The sequence below is a fragment of the Pseudomonas sp. HPB0071 genome, assembly GCF_000478505.2.
In the GTDB taxonomy this organism is placed as follows: Bacteria; Pseudomonadota; Gammaproteobacteria; order Pseudomonadales; family Pseudomonadaceae; genus Chryseomonas; species Chryseomonas luteola.
In genome coordinates, this window is record NZ_KI517367.1 from 3,953,473 (window position 1) to 3,968,712 (window position 15,240).

General features: G+C 56.4%; 14 protein-coding genes. 13 read left to right on the plus strand and 1 reads right to left on the minus strand.

The window, feature by feature from the left end; all coding sequences use genetic code 11:
• Positions 1-442 precede the first annotated feature (442 nt).
• The 7 genes from HMPREF1487_RS18390 (at position 443) to HMPREF1487_RS18420 (ending at position 7,998) form a co-directional block, all read left to right on the plus strand.
• Positions 443-1,192 carry a GntR family transcriptional regulator gene (locus HMPREF1487_RS18390; protein ID WP_010798206.1) on the plus strand — a complete coding sequence of 250 codons (750 nt, stop codon included), beginning with the start codon at positions 443-445 and terminating at the stop codon, positions 1,190-1,192.
• A complete protein-coding gene (prpB, locus tag HMPREF1487_RS18395) occupies positions 1,189-2,085 on the plus strand; it encodes a methylisocitrate lyase (RefSeq protein WP_010798207.1) in 897 nt (298 codons plus the stop codon). Before HMPREF1487_RS18390 ends, prpB begins: the two co-directional genes overlap by 4 nt.
• A gap of 75 nt (positions 2,086-2,160) precedes the next feature.
• Positions 2,161-3,294 carry a bifunctional 2-methylcitrate synthase/citrate synthase gene (gene prpC, locus HMPREF1487_RS18400; protein ID WP_010798208.1) on the plus strand — a complete coding sequence of 378 codons (1,134 nt, stop codon included), beginning with the start codon at positions 2,161-2,163 and terminating at the stop codon, positions 3,292-3,294.
• Between the two features lie 58 nt (positions 3,295-3,352).
• Positions 3,353-4,837, plus strand: coding sequence for a 2-methylcitrate dehydratase (gene prpD, locus HMPREF1487_RS18405; protein ID WP_010798209.1), 1,485 nt, complete (start codon positions 3,353-3,355; stop codon positions 4,835-4,837).
• A gap of 246 nt (positions 4,838-5,083) precedes the next feature.
• The gene (locus tag HMPREF1487_RS18410) at positions 5,084-6,424 is read left to right on the plus strand and encodes an MFS transporter (RefSeq protein WP_010798210.1); all 1,341 of its coding nucleotides are present in this window, start codon (positions 5,084-5,086) and stop codon (positions 6,422-6,424) included.
• 21 nt (positions 6,425-6,445) lie between these two features.
• A complete protein-coding gene (locus tag HMPREF1487_RS18415; protein WP_010798211.1) occupies positions 6,446-7,702 on the plus strand; it encodes a gallate dioxygenase in 1,257 nt (418 codons plus the stop codon).
• A gap of 74 nt (positions 7,703-7,776) precedes the next feature.
• Positions 7,777-7,998 carry a DUF7740 domain-containing protein gene (locus tag HMPREF1487_RS18420; RefSeq protein WP_010798212.1) on the plus strand — a complete coding sequence of 74 codons (222 nt, stop codon included), beginning with the start codon at positions 7,777-7,779 and terminating at the stop codon, positions 7,996-7,998.
• Positions 7,999-8,031: 33 nt separating this feature from the next.
• Here HMPREF1487_RS18420 and HMPREF1487_RS18425 read toward each other — a convergent pair whose 3' ends face one another.
• The gene (locus HMPREF1487_RS18425) at positions 8,032-9,237 is read right to left on the minus strand and encodes a LysR family transcriptional regulator (protein WP_010798213.1); all 1,206 of its coding nucleotides are present in this window, start codon (positions 9,235-9,237) and stop codon (positions 8,032-8,034) included.
• A gap of 139 nt (positions 9,238-9,376) precedes the next feature.
• Between HMPREF1487_RS18425 and galB the strand changes: the two genes are divergently transcribed.
• The 6 genes from galB to HMPREF1487_RS18455 all read left to right on the plus strand — a co-directional run bounded on the left by galB (position 9,377) and on the right by HMPREF1487_RS18455 (position 15,216).
• Complete coding sequence (galB, locus tag HMPREF1487_RS18430; protein ID WP_010798214.1) at positions 9,377-10,114, plus strand: 4-oxalmesaconate hydratase; 738 nt, start codon at positions 9,377-9,379, stop codon at positions 10,112-10,114.
• Positions 10,111-10,827: a 4-carboxy-4-hydroxy-2-oxoadipate aldolase/oxaloacetate decarboxylase gene (locus HMPREF1487_RS18435; protein WP_010798215.1), complete on the plus strand. Its 717-nt coding sequence runs from the start codon at positions 10,111-10,113 to the stop codon at positions 10,825-10,827. The genes galB and HMPREF1487_RS18435 overlap by 4 nt, the downstream gene beginning before the upstream one ends.
• Before the next feature lie 3 nt (positions 10,828-10,830).
• A complete protein-coding gene (locus HMPREF1487_RS18440) occupies positions 10,831-11,913 on the plus strand; it encodes a 4-oxalomesaconate tautomerase (RefSeq protein WP_010798216.1) in 1,083 nt (360 codons plus the stop codon).
• A gap of 68 nt (positions 11,914-11,981) precedes the next feature.
• Positions 11,982-12,866: a LysR family transcriptional regulator gene (locus HMPREF1487_RS18445; protein WP_010798217.1), complete on the plus strand. Its 885-nt coding sequence runs from the start codon at positions 11,982-11,984 to the stop codon at positions 12,864-12,866.
• A gap of 114 nt (positions 12,867-12,980) precedes the next feature.
• Positions 12,981-13,844, plus strand: coding sequence for an amidohydrolase family protein (locus HMPREF1487_RS18450; RefSeq protein WP_010798218.1), 864 nt, complete (start codon positions 12,981-12,983; stop codon positions 13,842-13,844).
• A 55-nt stretch (positions 13,845-13,899) separates the two neighbouring features.
• Positions 13,900-15,216 (plus strand): dicarboxylate/amino acid:cation symporter, encoded by a 1,317-nt coding sequence (locus HMPREF1487_RS18455; protein ID WP_010798219.1) that lies wholly within the window; start codon positions 13,900-13,902, stop codon positions 15,214-15,216.
• The last annotated feature ends 24 nt before the right edge of the window (positions 15,217-15,240 follow it).

Sequence of the window (15,240 nt, forward strand, 5' to 3'; positions counted from 1 at the left end):
TAAATGGGTGCTGTTGATAAACAAGGGCTAGGTTTACCTGAGTTTGCGCATCTTGAGGGCATGCCGGTTATGACGAAGTCATGTTCGATTTGCCGGGACGGAACAGAAACGGGAGTTTATCAGCAGAAGTAGGGCAGCCCATGCCCAGCACCCGCTAGGAATAATTTGCTGGTGTTGTGTGTTGATGAGGAGCATTCCGCGCTACCCAAAGGCGGCTAAAAAGCTGGAGCACCAGCCCGTTGCACCAAAGTGTTCATATTGGCAAATAAACAATCTGACCTATTAGGGCCCAGACGGATAGCGCGTAGTGCTATGCCGGGCCCCTAGGTTTACAGTGATTGCCAACGCTGAAACCATAGGTGATTAAGATTGTTGACACTTTTCTGTTTTTGGGCCTAATGTTTGACACAAAGGTCGCTAAAAAAATAAATGTGTCGACAGTATGAATCAACTAAGCGAAATACCTTCTGCCAATACGCCTGAAAGCGAGACGCTTTCGGAGCATGTCTTTCGCCATATCCAGGCGGCCATCATTAAGGGTGAAATTAAACCGGGCAGCAAAATTTCAGAGCCTGAGTTGGCGCGTACCTATGGGATCAGTCGAGGTCCATTGCGTGAGGCTATTCATCGTCTGGAAGGGCAAAAGCTGGTCGTACGCGTGCCCCACGTGGGCGCTCGTGTTGTCTCGCTGGGCCTTGAGGAGCTGGTTGAGCTCTATCAAATCCGTGAATCGCTTGAAGGAATGGCGTGCCGACTGGCAGCCGAACGCATGACCGACGCAGAGATTCTCGAACTACGGCAGGTGCTAGAAACCCATGAGCAGGACGCCTCGTTTCAAGCTGGGGTGGGGTACTACCAGCAGGAAGGCGACCATGATTTTCATTACCGCATCATTCAGGGCAGCCGAAACCGCACACTGACCCGCATGCTGTGCGATGAGCTGTATCAGCTGGTACGCATGTACCGGATCCAGTTTTCCGCCACACCCCACCGGCCGCGCCAGGCCTTTGCCGAGCACCATCGTATTCTCGACGCCATCGCTGACCGTGACGGTGAGCTGGCCGAACTCTTGATGAAGCGCCACATTGCTGCGTCACGGCGCAATATCGAGCGCCAACTTGACACTCAGCACCAACCCGAGCATGCCGTGGTAAGCGCGGCGTCTGCCAACAAGAATAGAGGTGAATCATGAGTCAGGGTCTTTCCATGCGTCCCGGCCAGCGTTTTCGAGAGGCTGTTGCGGTCGAACATCCGCTCCAGGTAGTTGGCACTATCAATGCCAATCATGCCTTGCTAGCCCAGCGCGCCGGCTTTAAGGCCATTTACCTGTCCGGTGGTGGCGTTGCAGCCGGTTCATTGGGGCTACCGGATTTGGGTATTTCAAACCTGGATGATGTCTTGACTGATGTGCGCCGGATTACCGATGTGTGCGACTTGCCATTGCTGGTTGACGTAGATACCGGGTTTGGCTCGTCAGCGTTCAATGTGGCCCGCACGGTCAAATCAATGATCAAGTTTGGCGCGGCGGCCCTGCATATCGAGGATCAGGTGGGGGCCAAGCGCTGCGGTCATCGACCCAACAAGGAGATCGTCTCGCAGCAGGAAATGGTGGATCGCATCAAAGCGGCCGTGGATGCCCGGACTGATGACAGCTTCGTGATCATGGCGCGAACCGATGCGCTGGCGGTTGAAGGATTACAGTCGGCTATCGATCGAGCCTGCGCCTGTGTAGAAGCGGGCGCGGACATGATCTTCCCAGAAGCCATGACCGAGCTTGGGATGTACAGGGAGTTCGCTGGCGCGGTGAAGGTACCGGTACTGGCAAATATTACCGAGTTTGGCTCGACGCCACTGTTCACAACCGAGGAGCTGGCCTCCGCAGATGTCTCGTTGGTGCTCTATCCCTTGTCAGCTTTCCGCGCCATGAACAAGGTGGCTGAAAACGTCTACACCGCGATTCGGCGCGACGGTACGCAAAAGAATGTAGTCGACACCATGCAAACGCGTATGGAGCTATACGAAAGCATTGGCTATCACGAGTTCGAGCAAAAGCTGGATGCACTGTTCGCCCAGAACAAGCGCTGATCCGGCGAAGGTCCGTCAGCTAACCTGACAGATGCAGTTGCACCATCCATAACAAATCCAAGAAAGGAGAGAGCAATGGCTGAAGCAAAAGTATTGAGCGGCGCTGGCCTACGGGGTCAGGTCGCCGGCCAGACAGCCTTGTCTACCGTAGGTAAAGAAGGCGCTGGTCTGACCTATCGAGGTTATGACGTGCGCGAGCTGGCCGAGCATGCCCAGTTCGAAGAAGTGGCTTATCTGCTGTTCCGGGGTGAGCTGCCCACTCGTGAGCAGCTAAATGACTACCTGAATCGTCTGATGACCCTGCGTGATCTGCCACAGGCGTTGAAAGAGGTGCTTGAGCGCATCCCGGCGCAGGCGCATCCGATGGATGTGATGCGGACCGGCGTCTCGATGCTGGGCAACCTGGAGCCTGAGCGCAGCTTTGAGCAACAGCAGGTCGTATCGGATCGGCTGCTCGCCGCATTACCGGCCATCATGTGTTACTGGTATCGCTTCAGCCATCAGGGTGTGCGCATCAAGTGCGTAACGGAAGAACCTTCGATTGCCGGGCACTTCCTCAAGCTTCTGCATGGCAAGGCACCCAACGAGCTGCACCGCAAGGTGATGAACGTGTCGCTGATCCTTTACGCCGAGCATGAGTTCAACGCCTCGACGTTTACCGCGCGCGTATGTGCATCCACGCTTTCGGACATGTATTCCTGCATCACCGGTGCGATTGGTTCATTGCGTGGGCCTCTGCATGGCGGGGCCAACGAGGCGGCCATGGACATGATCCAGCGCTTCAAGTCACCTCAAGAGGCCATTGAGGGCACGCTTGGCATGCTGGAGCGCAAGGACAAGATCATGGGCTTTGGCCATGCCGTCTATAAGGATTCGGACCCGCGCAATGAAGTCATCAAGGTCTGGTCAAAAAAGCTCTCCGAGGAAGTAGGCGATACGGTGCTATTCCCTGTATCGGAAGCGATCGACCACACCATGTGGGAGCAGAAGAAGCTGTTCCCCAACGCCGATTTCTACCACGCGTCCGCGTACCACTTCATGGGAATTCCCACCAAGTTGTTTACCCCGATCTTTGTCTGCTCGCGGGTTACAGGCTGGGCGTCCCATGTGTTCGAGCAGCGTGCCAACAACCGCATCATTCGCCCGAGTGCGGAGTATACCGGCGTCGAGCAGCGCCCGTATGTGTCGCTCGAAGAGCGCAGCGCGTAGATACATCCAAAGGCAGCGACTGCTGCCTCACATAACAATGAACCATGAGAGCGAGAGCATGAGCGCCAACGTCGACCTGAATAATCGTCCTGACTATGACAACGTCCTGCAGGACATCGCCGACTACGTCCTGAACTATACGATTGACTCTACCGAGGCGCTAAACACGGCGCGTAATTGTCTGATGGATACGCTGGGGTGTGGCCTTCTGGCCCTGCGTTTCCCAGAATGCACCAAGCATCTGGGTCCGTTTGTGGAAGGGACCGTGGTGCCACATGGTGCGCGCGTACCTGGAACGAGTTTTCGCCTGGACCCGGTAAAGGCTGCCTGGGATATCGGCTGTATCGTGCGTTGGCTGGATTACAACGATACCTGGCTCGCAGCGGAGTGGGGACATCCTTCGGATAACCTGGGCGGCATTCTGGCAGTAGCCGATCATTTGTCGCAAAAGCGCGTTGCGCAGGGCGAGGCGCCTCTGACCATGCGCGCCGTGCTTGAAGCCATGATCATGGCGCACGAGATTCAGGGCGTGTTTGCGCTGGAGAACTCCTTCAACCGGGTCGGACTTGACCATGTCATCCTCGTCAAGGTGGCGTCTACGGCGGTTGCGGCCAAGTTGATGGGCGCCAATCGCGAGCAGATGCTTGCCGCTATCTCTCACGCCTTTGTAGATGGACAGGCACTGCGTACCTATCGGCACGCGCCGAATGCAGGTTCGCGCAAGTCCTGGGCAGCAGGGGACGCCACCAGCCGCGGTGTACGTCTGGCAGACATTGCCATGCGCGGCGAAATGGGTATTCCGGGCGTGCTGAGCGCACCTCAATGGGGCTTTTATGATGTGCTGTTCAGCCACACCAACAAGGACCTGGAGACCAAGCCGCAGGACAGGCGCCAATTCAGCTTCCCGCAGGGGTTTGGCAGTTACGTAATGGAAAACGTCCTGTTCAAAATCAGTTTCCCTGCGGAGTTTCACGCCCAGACGGCGGCCGAGGCAGCGGTCATTCTGCATCCCCAGGTTCGTGAGAAGCTCGATCAGGTCGAGAAAATCGTGGTGACTACCCACGAGTCTGCCATCCGCATCATTTCCAAAGTCGGCCCGCTGGCCAACGCGGCTGACCGCGACCACTGCCTGCAGTACATGATTGCCGTGCCGCTGTTGTACGGAGACCTGGTGGCCGAGCACTACGAAGATGCCTTCCATGCAGCGCATCCGCTGATCGATCAGTTGCGCGAGAAAATGGAAATCATCGAAGACCTGCGCTACAGCCAGGAGTACCTGGAGTCTGACAAGCGCTCTATAGCCAATGCCATCCAGGTATTCTTTAAGGATGGCACCTGTACCGACAAGGTCACGGTAGAGTATCCGATTGGCCATCGCCGTCGCCGCGACGAAGGCATCCCGCTGCTCGAGGCCAAGTTCAAGAACAACCTGGCTACTCGTTTCCCGGCACAGCGCTGTGAGCAGATTTTTGCTTTGTGTAAGGATCAGGCGACCCTCGAGCGTACTCCGGTCAATCGGTTCGTTGATCTCTTTGTCATCTGACGTATCCCTTCAGGCCCGTATGACACGGGCTTGCCTTCCTTTCAGCCTCAGGCACCCGAGTATCGTTTCGCTCAGGTGCCTAAGGCCCTCATAAAAAAATCAGATACCCCCTTAAGCATTTCCCAGACGACGGGCCAGGCGAGTGGCTTTAACGTCTGGGCTGACCGTGAGGCAGTTTCGTTCTGCCATCACGTGATAAGCCCTATGGGCATTCGAATCACCATAAAAACAACAAGGGTGGCCGTCATGCACACCGACTCGCCTGTCGACGTTAAACAATGGATTGATAACCGGCCTGTCTCGGGCTATCAGTGGTTGATCCTTGTCCTGTGTTTTTTCATCGTCCTGTTCGATGGTGTGGATGTCGCCGTCATGGGCTTCATTGCGCCGTCACTGATGCAGGACTGGAATCTATCCAAAACCGCCTTCGGACCGGTCATGAGTGCGGCCATGGTTGGTCTTGCGGTGGGTGCATTGGTTGCGGGCCCTTATGCCGACCGCTTCGGTCGCAAGACGGTACTGCTTGGCGCTGTGACTGTATTTGGTGCGCTGAGCCTGGCATGCGCCTTCGCACGTAACCCTTATGAGCTGGCCATCCTGCGTTTTCTCACCGGGGTAGGGCTCGGGGCGGCGATGCCCAATACGACGACACTGCTTTCGGAGTATTTACCCGAGCGCTATCGCTCCGTGCTGATTACCGTGATGTTTACCGGGTTCAACCTGGGCTCGGGTGCCGGCGGCTTTGTAGCTGCCTGGCTGATTCCCCATTATGGTTGGCAGTCTGTGCTGCTGGTGGGTGGCCTTCTACCTATCCTCTTGCTGCCGTTCCTCTGGCTGTTTTTGCCTGAGTCTGCCCGGTTTCTTGTCGTAAAAGACGCACCTGCCGCCCGTATCGCCAAAGTGCTGAATCGACTGGGTGGCCAGTTTACGGCGCAAACACGTTTTATCACGCTTGAGCCTACGGTTCACCACAAGGCGCCGGTTCGCGCCTTGTTTGCAGAGCGTTATCGTTTAGGAACGTTTTCCCTCTGGGTTACCTATTTCATGGGGCTGCTCGTGATCTATCTGATGATGGGCTGGTTGCCTACGCTGATTCGTGAGTCCGGTATCCCGATCGAGCGTGCAGCGACCATCACAGGACTGTTTCAGATTGGCGGGACGGTAGGAGCAATCGTGGTTGGCTGGATCATGGACAGGCGTAATCCCAATCGTGTTATTGCAGGCTCCTATGCTTTGGGCGGTGCGTTCATCCTGCTCTTGGGTGCCTTTGGCCTGGAATCCAGCCTGCTGACACTTGGCGTTATCGCGGCGGGCTTTTGTATGAGCGGCGCGCAGACAGGTCTTAATGCCTATGCCCCCGGCTATTACCCTACCGAGTCCCGCGCCACAGGTGTGAGCTGGATGTTGGGGATAGGCCGCTTTGGTGCGATCTTCGGCTCGGTAATCGGTGGTGCGGTGCTGAGCCTTGGGCTGAGCTTCGGGTTGATTTTTGCAGTGCTGGCGATACCGGCTTTCGTGGCAGCGCTGGCCATACTGGGCAATGGTTATGCTGCACGGCGTGCAGCCCAGCCTGCCTTGGCGTCTTGATCATTCATTAAGGATTATTTTATGGCACGTATTATCGGAGGCCTGGCCGTCTCGCACACGCCTACGATCGGCTTTGCAGTCGACCACAACAAGCAGGAGGAGGCCGCCTGGGCGCCCATCTTCAAGAGCTTCGAGCCGATGAAGGAGTGGCTTAAGGATAAGCAGCCTGATGTGCTGTTTTATATCTTTAACGATCACATCACCTCGTTCTTCTTCGATCACTATTCGGCCTTCGCCCTGGGCGTAGACGATCACTATGGTGTGGCAGACGAGGGCGGTGGCGTACGTGGACTGCCTGCTATTGGTGGGCATGCGGCGCTGGCCCGGCATATCGGGGCCAGTCTCATGGCTGATGAGTTCGACATGTCGTTCTTTCGTGACAAGCCGATCGACCATGGTCTGTTCTCGCCCATGTCTGCGCTGCTGCCGTTCGAGCCGGAATGGCCGGTAGACGTAGTGCCTCTGCAGGTCGGTGTGTTGCAGTTTCCGATCCCGAGTGCCAAGCGCTGCTACAACTTGGGACAGGCCTTGCGGCGTGCCATCGAGAGCTATCCCGAGGATCTGAAGGTGGTCATTGCTGCCACGGGTGGTGTGTCCCATCAGGTCCATGGTGAGCGGTGTGGCTTCAATAATCCTGAATGGGACGCCCAGTTTGTTGATCTCTTTGTCAACGATCCCGCGCGTCTTACCGAGATGACCATTGCCGAATACGCAACGCTAGGTGGACTTGAGGGGTCGGAGGTCATCACTTGGCTGATCATGCGTGGTGCGCTCTCATCCAATGTAAAGCTGATTCATCAGGATTATTACCTGCCTTCGATGACCGGGATCGCGACGCTGCTCTTGGAAAACCAGGCGCGGACATTACCCATCGACGTACAAGCCCGCCACCGCGAACACATGAACCATCAGTTGGCTGGTGTCGAAAAGCTGGAGGGCACGTACCCGTTTACGCTGGAGCGCAGTGCCAAGGGGTATCGGCTGAACAAATTCCTGCATGGCATGATCACTCCGACCTGGCGTGAGCGTTTTCTGGAGGAATCGGAGGCCATGTTCGAGGAAGCCGACCTGACTGATGAAGAACGCGACCTGATTCGACGCCGCGATTGGCGTGGGTTGATTCACTACGGTGTTATTTTCTTCCTGCTAGAGAAGCTCGGCGCGGTGGTAGGGGTATCCAACCTGCACATCTATTCAGCCATGCGTGGCCAATCACTGGAAGAGTTCCAGAAAACGCGTAATCAGCAGGTGCTGTACTCGGTTGCTGGAAAGAAATAACTCCAACCCAGGGCGCGGTGCCTGTCGCTGCGTCCATTCACTAAATGGCGATAGTCCATTGGCAGTCTGGTGTCATGACGTTTCTGGAAGCACTTCTCGCCCTGGCACTTGCTGCCGAAATACACGACTCTAACGAGGCCGTAACACGAACGGCCAAGCGATGCCTTGACCAGATTCCTGCCAAATACAAGGCAGTAGTGGCATCCATCGCAGACAGTCCTTCACCACTGTTTTGCGTCAAGGTGCTGATCAAAACCATCCCTGACAGCGTTATTGGCAAAGTAGGTGCGGTCTAGGCTGGCTTATAAAGCGCCTGCATCCCAGTAAAATCAGGCGTCCAAACGCTCCAGGGCTACTTCACGGATCTTTTCCATCAACGCATTGGCTGCAGGTGAGTGCAGGCCACCGGTGCGGTAGATCAAACCTATGGCGCGGGTGGTATGGCGAAGCCGCAAGGGGAGACGTTGCAACTCGCCTGAGGCGATCTCGTATTCAAGTTGATGGGCTGAAACAACAGCCAACATATCGGAGCGTACGAGCAGCCCACGGATAATCGCCAGATCCCCCGTTTCAACTACCGGTAGTGGCGTTTCCGTACCCAGCTCGCTAAAGAAGGCATCGAGCTGGTTGCGGGCCGGCGAGCCTGCACGGGGCAGCACCCAGCGAGCATGGATAAGGTCATTGGTATTTACCCCCTGATCCAGTAATGGATGGCCCCGGCGTACCAGTACCACCAGCTCTTCAGTCAGCAGCGTTTCACCCAACAGATCGCTGGCATAGTCGGAGGGGCGCAGGGCGCCCAGTACAAAGTCGATGTCACCGGCCCGCAGGTCGGTAGCCAACAGGTCAAACGCACTTTCATTGGTCGCCACACGAATTTGAGGGTACGCAGAGACGAGGCGCACAATAGCTTCAGGCAACAGCCGGGTTCGCCCCAAGGGCAAGGCACCCACCATGACGGTTCCCTGGAGCGAGCCGCGTAGGGCGGCAATGTCGGCATCGATATGGCGCAGCTCATTCAATGCCCGACGAATCGGCAGGACAATATCCAGGCTCGCTCGTGTAGGCTGAAGGCCTTTGGGAGTGCGCTCGAACAGTGTATGGCCGCAACCACCTTCCAACACTTTGAGGGCTGCACTCACAGCGGGTTGGGTCAGACCGAAAAGGGTAGCTACCGTTTGCATATGGTGGGTTTCGCACAGCTTGACAAACACTTCCAGACGCCGGGTATGCATCAGATAAAGGGGTTCGGTGATCGCGCTTGGATGGGTACCCAGCAAGCGGGGCACTGTCTCCAGCTCAGCCAATGCCTGTCGTGCACGAGGCAAGATGCGGGCGCCGTAATCGGTCAGCCGCATTCCATTGGCATGCCGTTCGAACAATGCAATGGTAAGCCGCTCTTCCAGGTCGCGAATGGAACGGGTGACAACAGATTGCGCGCGGTACAGTACTTCAGACGCCTTGGAAACACTGCCTTGGTCCGCCACCCGGACAAACGCGCGTATCTGCATTAGATTGGGAAGTTCGGCAGTCATGGTGTTCTCTTGGCAGGGCACATGCCTGCATCATGCGCGCGGCGTGTTGATAAGTAAAAGGTATACCTGCTCTAGCTGAACGCAATATTCGCTCAGGATCAGCCGTGCGACTCTCCCTGAAAACATGAGGAGCCTGGACATGATCGATTCCAACAAAAAAACTGCTCTGGTCGTCAGCGCCCATTCCGCTGATTTCGTCTGGCGTGCAGGTGGCGCTATCGCTCTGCATGTCGGGCAGGGTTATGACGTGCATGTCGTCTGCCTGTCCTTTGGTGAGCGGGGCGAGTCGGCCAAACTCTGGCGCAAGGGCGAAATGACCGAAGAGAAGGTCAAGGCGGCGCGCCGTGAAGAGGCGCAGGCGGCAGCTGAGATACTGGGTGCCACTGTCGAGTTCTTCGACATCGGTGATTACCCTATGCGTGCCGACAAGGAAACGCTGTTTCGTCTGGCCGATGTGTTCCGCCGCGTACAGCCGGAATTTGTGCTTAGTCACTCGCTGAAGGACCCCTACAACTACGACCATCCACTGGCTACGCACCTGGCACAGGAAGCGCGCATCATCGCTCAGGCAGAAGGCTACAAGCCGGGCGAGAAAATTGTCGGTGCGCCGCCCGTCTATTGCTTCGAGCCGCACCAGCCTGAGCAGTGCGAATGGCGCCCGGACGTACTGCTAGACATCACCGACGTGTGGGACAAGAAGTATGCCGCTATTCAGTGCATGGCTGGCCAGGAACACTTGTGGGAGTACTACACCCGTGTAGCGCTACAACGTGGCGTACAGGCCAAGCGCAACGTAGGCATTACCTCCAGTAAGAACATCATCTACGGTGAGGGCTACCAGAGCATCTTCCCACGCGTGACGGAGAATCTGGGATGAGCAGCTTGATCGGCAAGAACGGCGTTGTAGTCCGCACTATCGCACGGGCCGAAGTGGGGCTGGTTGATGAGCTGGGTCAGTATGGTGTGGCAACCGTTCACGAAGCTCAGGGTCGCAAAGGGCTGCTGGCTCCAGATATTCGCCCGATTCAGCAGGATTATGGCATCAGCGGTTCGGCTGTAACTGTACTGGTAGCACCTGGGGACAACTGGATGTTCCATGTTGCGGTAGAGCAGTGCCAGCCGGGCGATATCCTGGTCGTAGCACCCAGTTCGCCATGCCACGATGGTTACTTTGGTGATCTGCTGGCGACCTCGCTCAAAGCACGCGGTGTACGTGGGCTGGTGGTCGATGCAGGTGTGCGCGATAGCCGCACGCTGCGGGAGATGGGCTTTGCCGTGTGGTCGAAAGCGGTCTATGCCCAGGGCACGGTCAAGGAAACGCTCGGCTCGGTCAACATTCCAGTGATTTGTGCCGGCCAGCTGATCAACCCCGGCGACGTTATTGTGGCTGATGACGATGGCGTTGTGGTGGTTCGGCGTGCCGAGGTGCAAACCGTGGTCGAGGCCAGTCGCAAGCGGGCCGATGCCGAAGAGCAGAAGCGGATTCGGCTGGCTAATGGCGAATTAGGGCTCGACATCTACAACATGCGTCCTCGCCTGGCCGAAAAGGGCCTTCGGTACGTTGATAGTCTGGACGAGCTGGAGGGCTGAACCATGGGACAGACTCGTATTCCTTGCCTGATGATGCGCGGCGGTACTTCCAAGGGAGCCTACTTTCTCGCCACTGATCTTCCTAACGATGGAGCACTGCGGGAAAAAGTCCTGCTGGCCGTTATGGGCTCGCCTGACAAGCGCCAGATTGACGGTATCGGCGGCGCAGATTCGCTGACCAGTAAGGTTGCGATCATCAAGCGCTCCGAGCGACCGGATGTCGATGTGGACTACCTGTTCGCTCAGGTACTGGTAGAGGAAGCGCGAGTCGACTATGGGCAGAACTGCGGCAATATTCTGGCGGGTGTTGGCCCGTTTGCCATAGAACAAGGACTGGTTCCTGTGCTGGAAGATACAACTCAGGTTCGTATCTTCATGGAAAACACCGGTCAGATTGCCGTTGCGAATGTACTTACGCCAAACGGTGAGGTGCAGTATGAAGGCGATGCCCGCATTGATGGCGTACCGGGTACGGCCGCTCCGCTGATTGTTGAATTCGAGGATATTGCTGGCTCTAGTTGTGGTGCGCTGTTACCGACCGGAAACGTGTGCGACACGTTTGATGGGATTGAGGTGACCTGTATCGATAATGGCATGCCGGTAGTGCTGCTTCGAGCGGCCGATCTGGGTCGCACCGGTTATGAGACGCGTGAGCAGCTGGATGGCGATACCGAACTTAAGACCAGAATCGAGTCGATTCGTCTTCAGGCCGGGCCGCGTATGAACCTGGGGGATGTTACCCACCGTACAGTCCCCAAAATGTGCTTGATTGCTGAACCCCAAGCGGGTGGTGCTATCAGTAGCCGAACTTTTATTCCCCATCGCTGCCACGCCTCTATTGGCGTTTTCGGTGCGGTAAGCGTGGCCTCGGCCTGTCTGATCGAAGGCTCGGTGGCTGATGGGTTGGCCCGGGTAGAGCAGGGCGACTCGTTGCGGCTCTCTGTTGAACATCCCACGGGAGAATTTACTGTCGAGCTCCATCGTCGGCAGGGTGAGTTGGCCGGATGTGGACTGCTGCGTACCGCGCGGTTGTTGTTTAACGGTGTAGTGTGTATACCGGCATCGGTCTGGTCCGGCAAGGTCTGAAGACGTCGGGTACTCTCATCTGCAGAAAGGCGATAAGCTGCCCTTTTGCCGTATGAGATCATGTGTTCATGGACCTCAAGCAATTGGAGTGCTTTGTACGGGTCGCCGAGTTCGGTAGCTTTACCAAGGCTGCGGCGGTACTTGGCCTGTCCCAATCGGTGGTCAGCCGGCAGGTGCGTCAGTTAGAGGTCGAGTTGCAGGAGCATCTGCTGCTGCGCAATGGCCGTGGTGTCACGCTGACGGCCTCCGGGATGCGGTTGTTCGAGCATGGGCAAGGCATCTTACGGCAGGTTCAGGTGGCTCGGGAGGAATTGCGTGAGCAGCGGGACACCTTGTCGGGCAAAGTGGTTATCGGCTTGCCGCCGAGCATTGCACGCTGCCACACCGTCGGGCTGGTAACGGCCTTTCGCGAGCGCTTTCCTCACTGCGCGCTGGGCATTAAGGAAGGGCTGACGCACTCGATACGGGAGTGGCTGCTGCTAGGACGGCTGGATTTTGCGCTACTGTTCAACCCGGCCCAGAATGCCCAACTCTGTTATGAGCATTTGCACTCGGAGCCGCTAGTGCTGGTGGGTGCAAAATCCTCGAATCTACCAGATGAAATCCCCCTCAAAGAACTGGGCCGCTATCCCTTGATCATTCCGAGCCAACCCCATTCTTTGCGTCGCCTGGTTGAGTCCGAGGCAGCTCGCCATACCGTCGAGCTGGATGTCGCGCTTGAGGTGGATGGCATTCCTTCTCTGCTTGAGCTGGTGGCCCTGGGGTTGGGCTACGGCATTCTGTTCCGTACGGCGTTGTCCGGGCCTTATGTACCAGAAGGCCTGCGCTCGGCAGCTATTATCGACCCGGTTGTTCATACGCATCTGTTTGTTACAACCGCCGCGCAGCGGCCCCTGACGCGATTGGCTGACCAAACGCTGGCGATGGTCCGCGAACACGTGCATAGCCGCTGACCCGTTATGCAAATCCTGCATAGCTGCTAGAACCCAGGCTTTATTGTTGCTCCAAGAAATAGCCGTCACCATCGACGTATCCCTTCGAATAATCACAATGAACGAGGAGACGTGATGAAAAGCTGTCTGGCACCTGATCCCCAACCTACCAAGCCACACCATACCCTGCCGGAAGGTGCATGGGATGCCCATTGCCATGTGTTCGGCCCAAGTAGTCGATTCCCGTACGCTCCGGATCGTAGCTACACGCCACCGGATGCACCCTTTGAAACCTTACGTAATCTTCATGATTTTCTAGGCTTTAGTCGGGCTGTGATCGTACAGGCGAGCTGCCATGGCAGCGATAACCGGGCCATGCTCGACGCTATCGCGCGTAGTGAAGGACGCTATCGAGGTGTGGCCATTGTCAACGGCCGTGAAAGCGATGCGCAATTGGCTGAAATGGATGCTGGTGGCGTTCGCGGCGTACGCTTCAACTTTGTAGCCCACTTGGGTGGTGCACCCGACCTGGAGCTATTTGATCAGGTATTGGAACGCCTGGAACCGCTGGGCTGGCATGTGGTACTGCATTTGGATGCTCAGGATATCGTTACTTATGCCGATCGGTTGGAGCGTATCGGGGTTCCTTTCATCATTGACCATATGGGGCGTGTCAAGGCTCAGGAGGGACTTGATCAGGCACCATTCAAAGCCCTGCTGGAACTTATGGAAAACCCGCTGGCCTGGGTCAAGGTCTGTGGTGCAGAGCGCGTTTCAGCAGGACGCAAACCCTTCGAGGATGCCATTCCATTTGCCGAACGGCTCATTGAACATGCGCCTGATCGCGTGCTCTGGGGGACTGACTGGCCGCATCCAAATATCACCCGTGACATGCCCAACGATGGCGGTTTGGTAGACCTGATGTTTCGCTTCTGCGCTGATCCGGCGCTTCGCCAGAAACTTCTGGTAGATAACCCCATGACGCTTTATGGGCGCTGATAGAGCGCCTTCGCCACACCAAATCCAACAACAATGACTGGTAGTGGAGTCCTATATGAATCCTCTCTCGCAGGCCACCACCCCCGTAGGTGCGTCAACCCAAAACACCGTCAAGACCAAGCAACCGTTTTACCGCGCCATGTATGTTCAGGTACTGATAGGCATTCTGCTCGGCGTGGTCGTCGGGCATTTTTGGCCTGACTTTGCAGCGGATCTCAAGCCGCTCGGTGATGCGTTTATCAAGCTCATCAAGATGATTATCGGGCCGGTCGTATTCTGTACCGTGGTCATCGGTATTGCCGGCATGCAGGACCTGAAGAAAGTAGGGCGAGTAGGCGGTAAGGCCTTGCTTTACTTTGAAATCATTTCAACCCTCTCCCTTATCATTGGCTTGATTGGCGGACACCTGTTCAATCCCGGTGGTGGATTCAATATCGACCCCAGCACCCTGGATGCCTCGGCGGTTACGGGCTTTGCAGAAAAGGCCAAGCACCTGCATATGGTCGACTTTCTGATGAGCATTATTCCTACCACCTTTTTTCAGGCATTTGCAGAAGGAAATGTACTGTGCATTCTTCTGGTTTCGGTGTTCTTTGGATGTGCGCTGTCGGCCATGGGTGAGAAGGGCAAGCCGGTCTACGACATGATAGAAGGCCTGTCGGGTGTGTTCTTTCGCATTGTGCATATCATTGCTAAGCTGTCAGCCATCGGGGCGTTTGGCGCTATTGCATTTACGGTTGGTACTTATGGCGCCGCCTCACTGCTACCCCTGTTTAAACTGATCGGCAGCTTCTATCTGCTCTGCGTTCTGTTCATTGTCGTGGTGCTGGGAGGCGTTGCACGGCTCTCTGGTTTCAGCATCCTGCGCTTTATAGCGTATATCAAGGATGAGCTGCTGGTCGTGTTGGGAACGAGCTCATCCGAAGTGGTGCTACCGCAGATCATGGAAAAAATGGAGCGCCTGGGTTGCTCCAAGTCGGTTGTGGGGTTAGTTGTACCTACGGGGTACTCGTTCAACCTGGACGGCACCAATATCTACCTGACCATGGCGGTGCTCTTCATTGCCCAGGCTCTGAACATTGATTTGAGCTTAAGTCAGCAACTGACTCTGGTCATCGTGGCGATGCTGACCTCCAAAGGTGCCAGTGGTGTGTCGGGCGCGGCTTTTGTGATGTTGACCAGTACCTTGATGGTGATTCCAGTGGTGCCAGTGGCTGGCATGGTGTTGATCCTGGGTATCCACCGCTTCATGGGGACGGGCCTTGCAATGACAAACCTGGTCGGCAACGGCGTAGCTACGCTCGTAGTGTCCTCATGGGAGAAAGAACTGGACCGCGACAAGCTGGCCCAAGAGCTCCACCACAAGCACTAAATCCCGCCGTTTATCTTGGTCCTG

Excerpts from the sequence above, each read along its gene's own strand:
- HMPREF1487_RS18390 (WP_010798206.1), top strand. The coding sequence starts at position 443 with ATGAATCAACTAAGCGAAATACCTTCTGCCAATACGCCTGAAAGCGAG.
- prpB (WP_010798207.1), top strand. The coding sequence starts at position 1,189 with ATGAGTCAGGGTCTTTCCATGCGTCCCGGCCAGCGTTTTCGAGAGGCT.
- prpC (WP_010798208.1), top strand. The coding sequence starts at position 2,161 with ATGGCTGAAGCAAAAGTATTGAGCGGCGCTGGCCTACGGGGTCAGGTC.
- prpD (WP_010798209.1), top strand. The coding sequence starts at position 3,353 with ATGAGCGCCAACGTCGACCTGAATAATCGTCCTGACTATGACAACGTC.
- HMPREF1487_RS18410 (WP_010798210.1), top strand. The coding sequence starts at position 5,084 with ATGCACACCGACTCGCCTGTCGACGTTAAACAATGGATTGATAACCGG.
- HMPREF1487_RS18415 (WP_010798211.1), top strand. The coding sequence starts at position 6,446 with ATGGCACGTATTATCGGAGGCCTGGCCGTCTCGCACACGCCTACGATC.
- HMPREF1487_RS18420 (WP_010798212.1), top strand. The coding sequence starts at position 7,777 with ATGACGTTTCTGGAAGCACTTCTCGCCCTGGCACTTGCTGCCGAAATA.
- HMPREF1487_RS18425 (WP_010798213.1), bottom strand. The coding sequence starts at position 9,237 with ATGACTGCCGAACTTCCCAATCTAATGCAGATACGCGCGTTTGTCCGG.
- galB (WP_010798214.1), top strand. The coding sequence starts at position 9,377 with ATGATCGATTCCAACAAAAAAACTGCTCTGGTCGTCAGCGCCCATTCC.
- HMPREF1487_RS18435 (WP_010798215.1), top strand. The coding sequence starts at position 10,111 with ATGAGCAGCTTGATCGGCAAGAACGGCGTTGTAGTCCGCACTATCGCA.
- HMPREF1487_RS18440 (WP_010798216.1), top strand. The coding sequence starts at position 10,831 with ATGGGACAGACTCGTATTCCTTGCCTGATGATGCGCGGCGGTACTTCC.
- HMPREF1487_RS18445 (WP_010798217.1), top strand. The coding sequence starts at position 11,982 with ATGGACCTCAAGCAATTGGAGTGCTTTGTACGGGTCGCCGAGTTCGGT.
- HMPREF1487_RS18450 (WP_010798218.1), top strand. The coding sequence starts at position 12,981 with ATGAAAAGCTGTCTGGCACCTGATCCCCAACCTACCAAGCCACACCAT.
- HMPREF1487_RS18455 (WP_010798219.1), top strand. The coding sequence starts at position 13,900 with ATGAATCCTCTCTCGCAGGCCACCACCCCCGTAGGTGCGTCAACCCAA.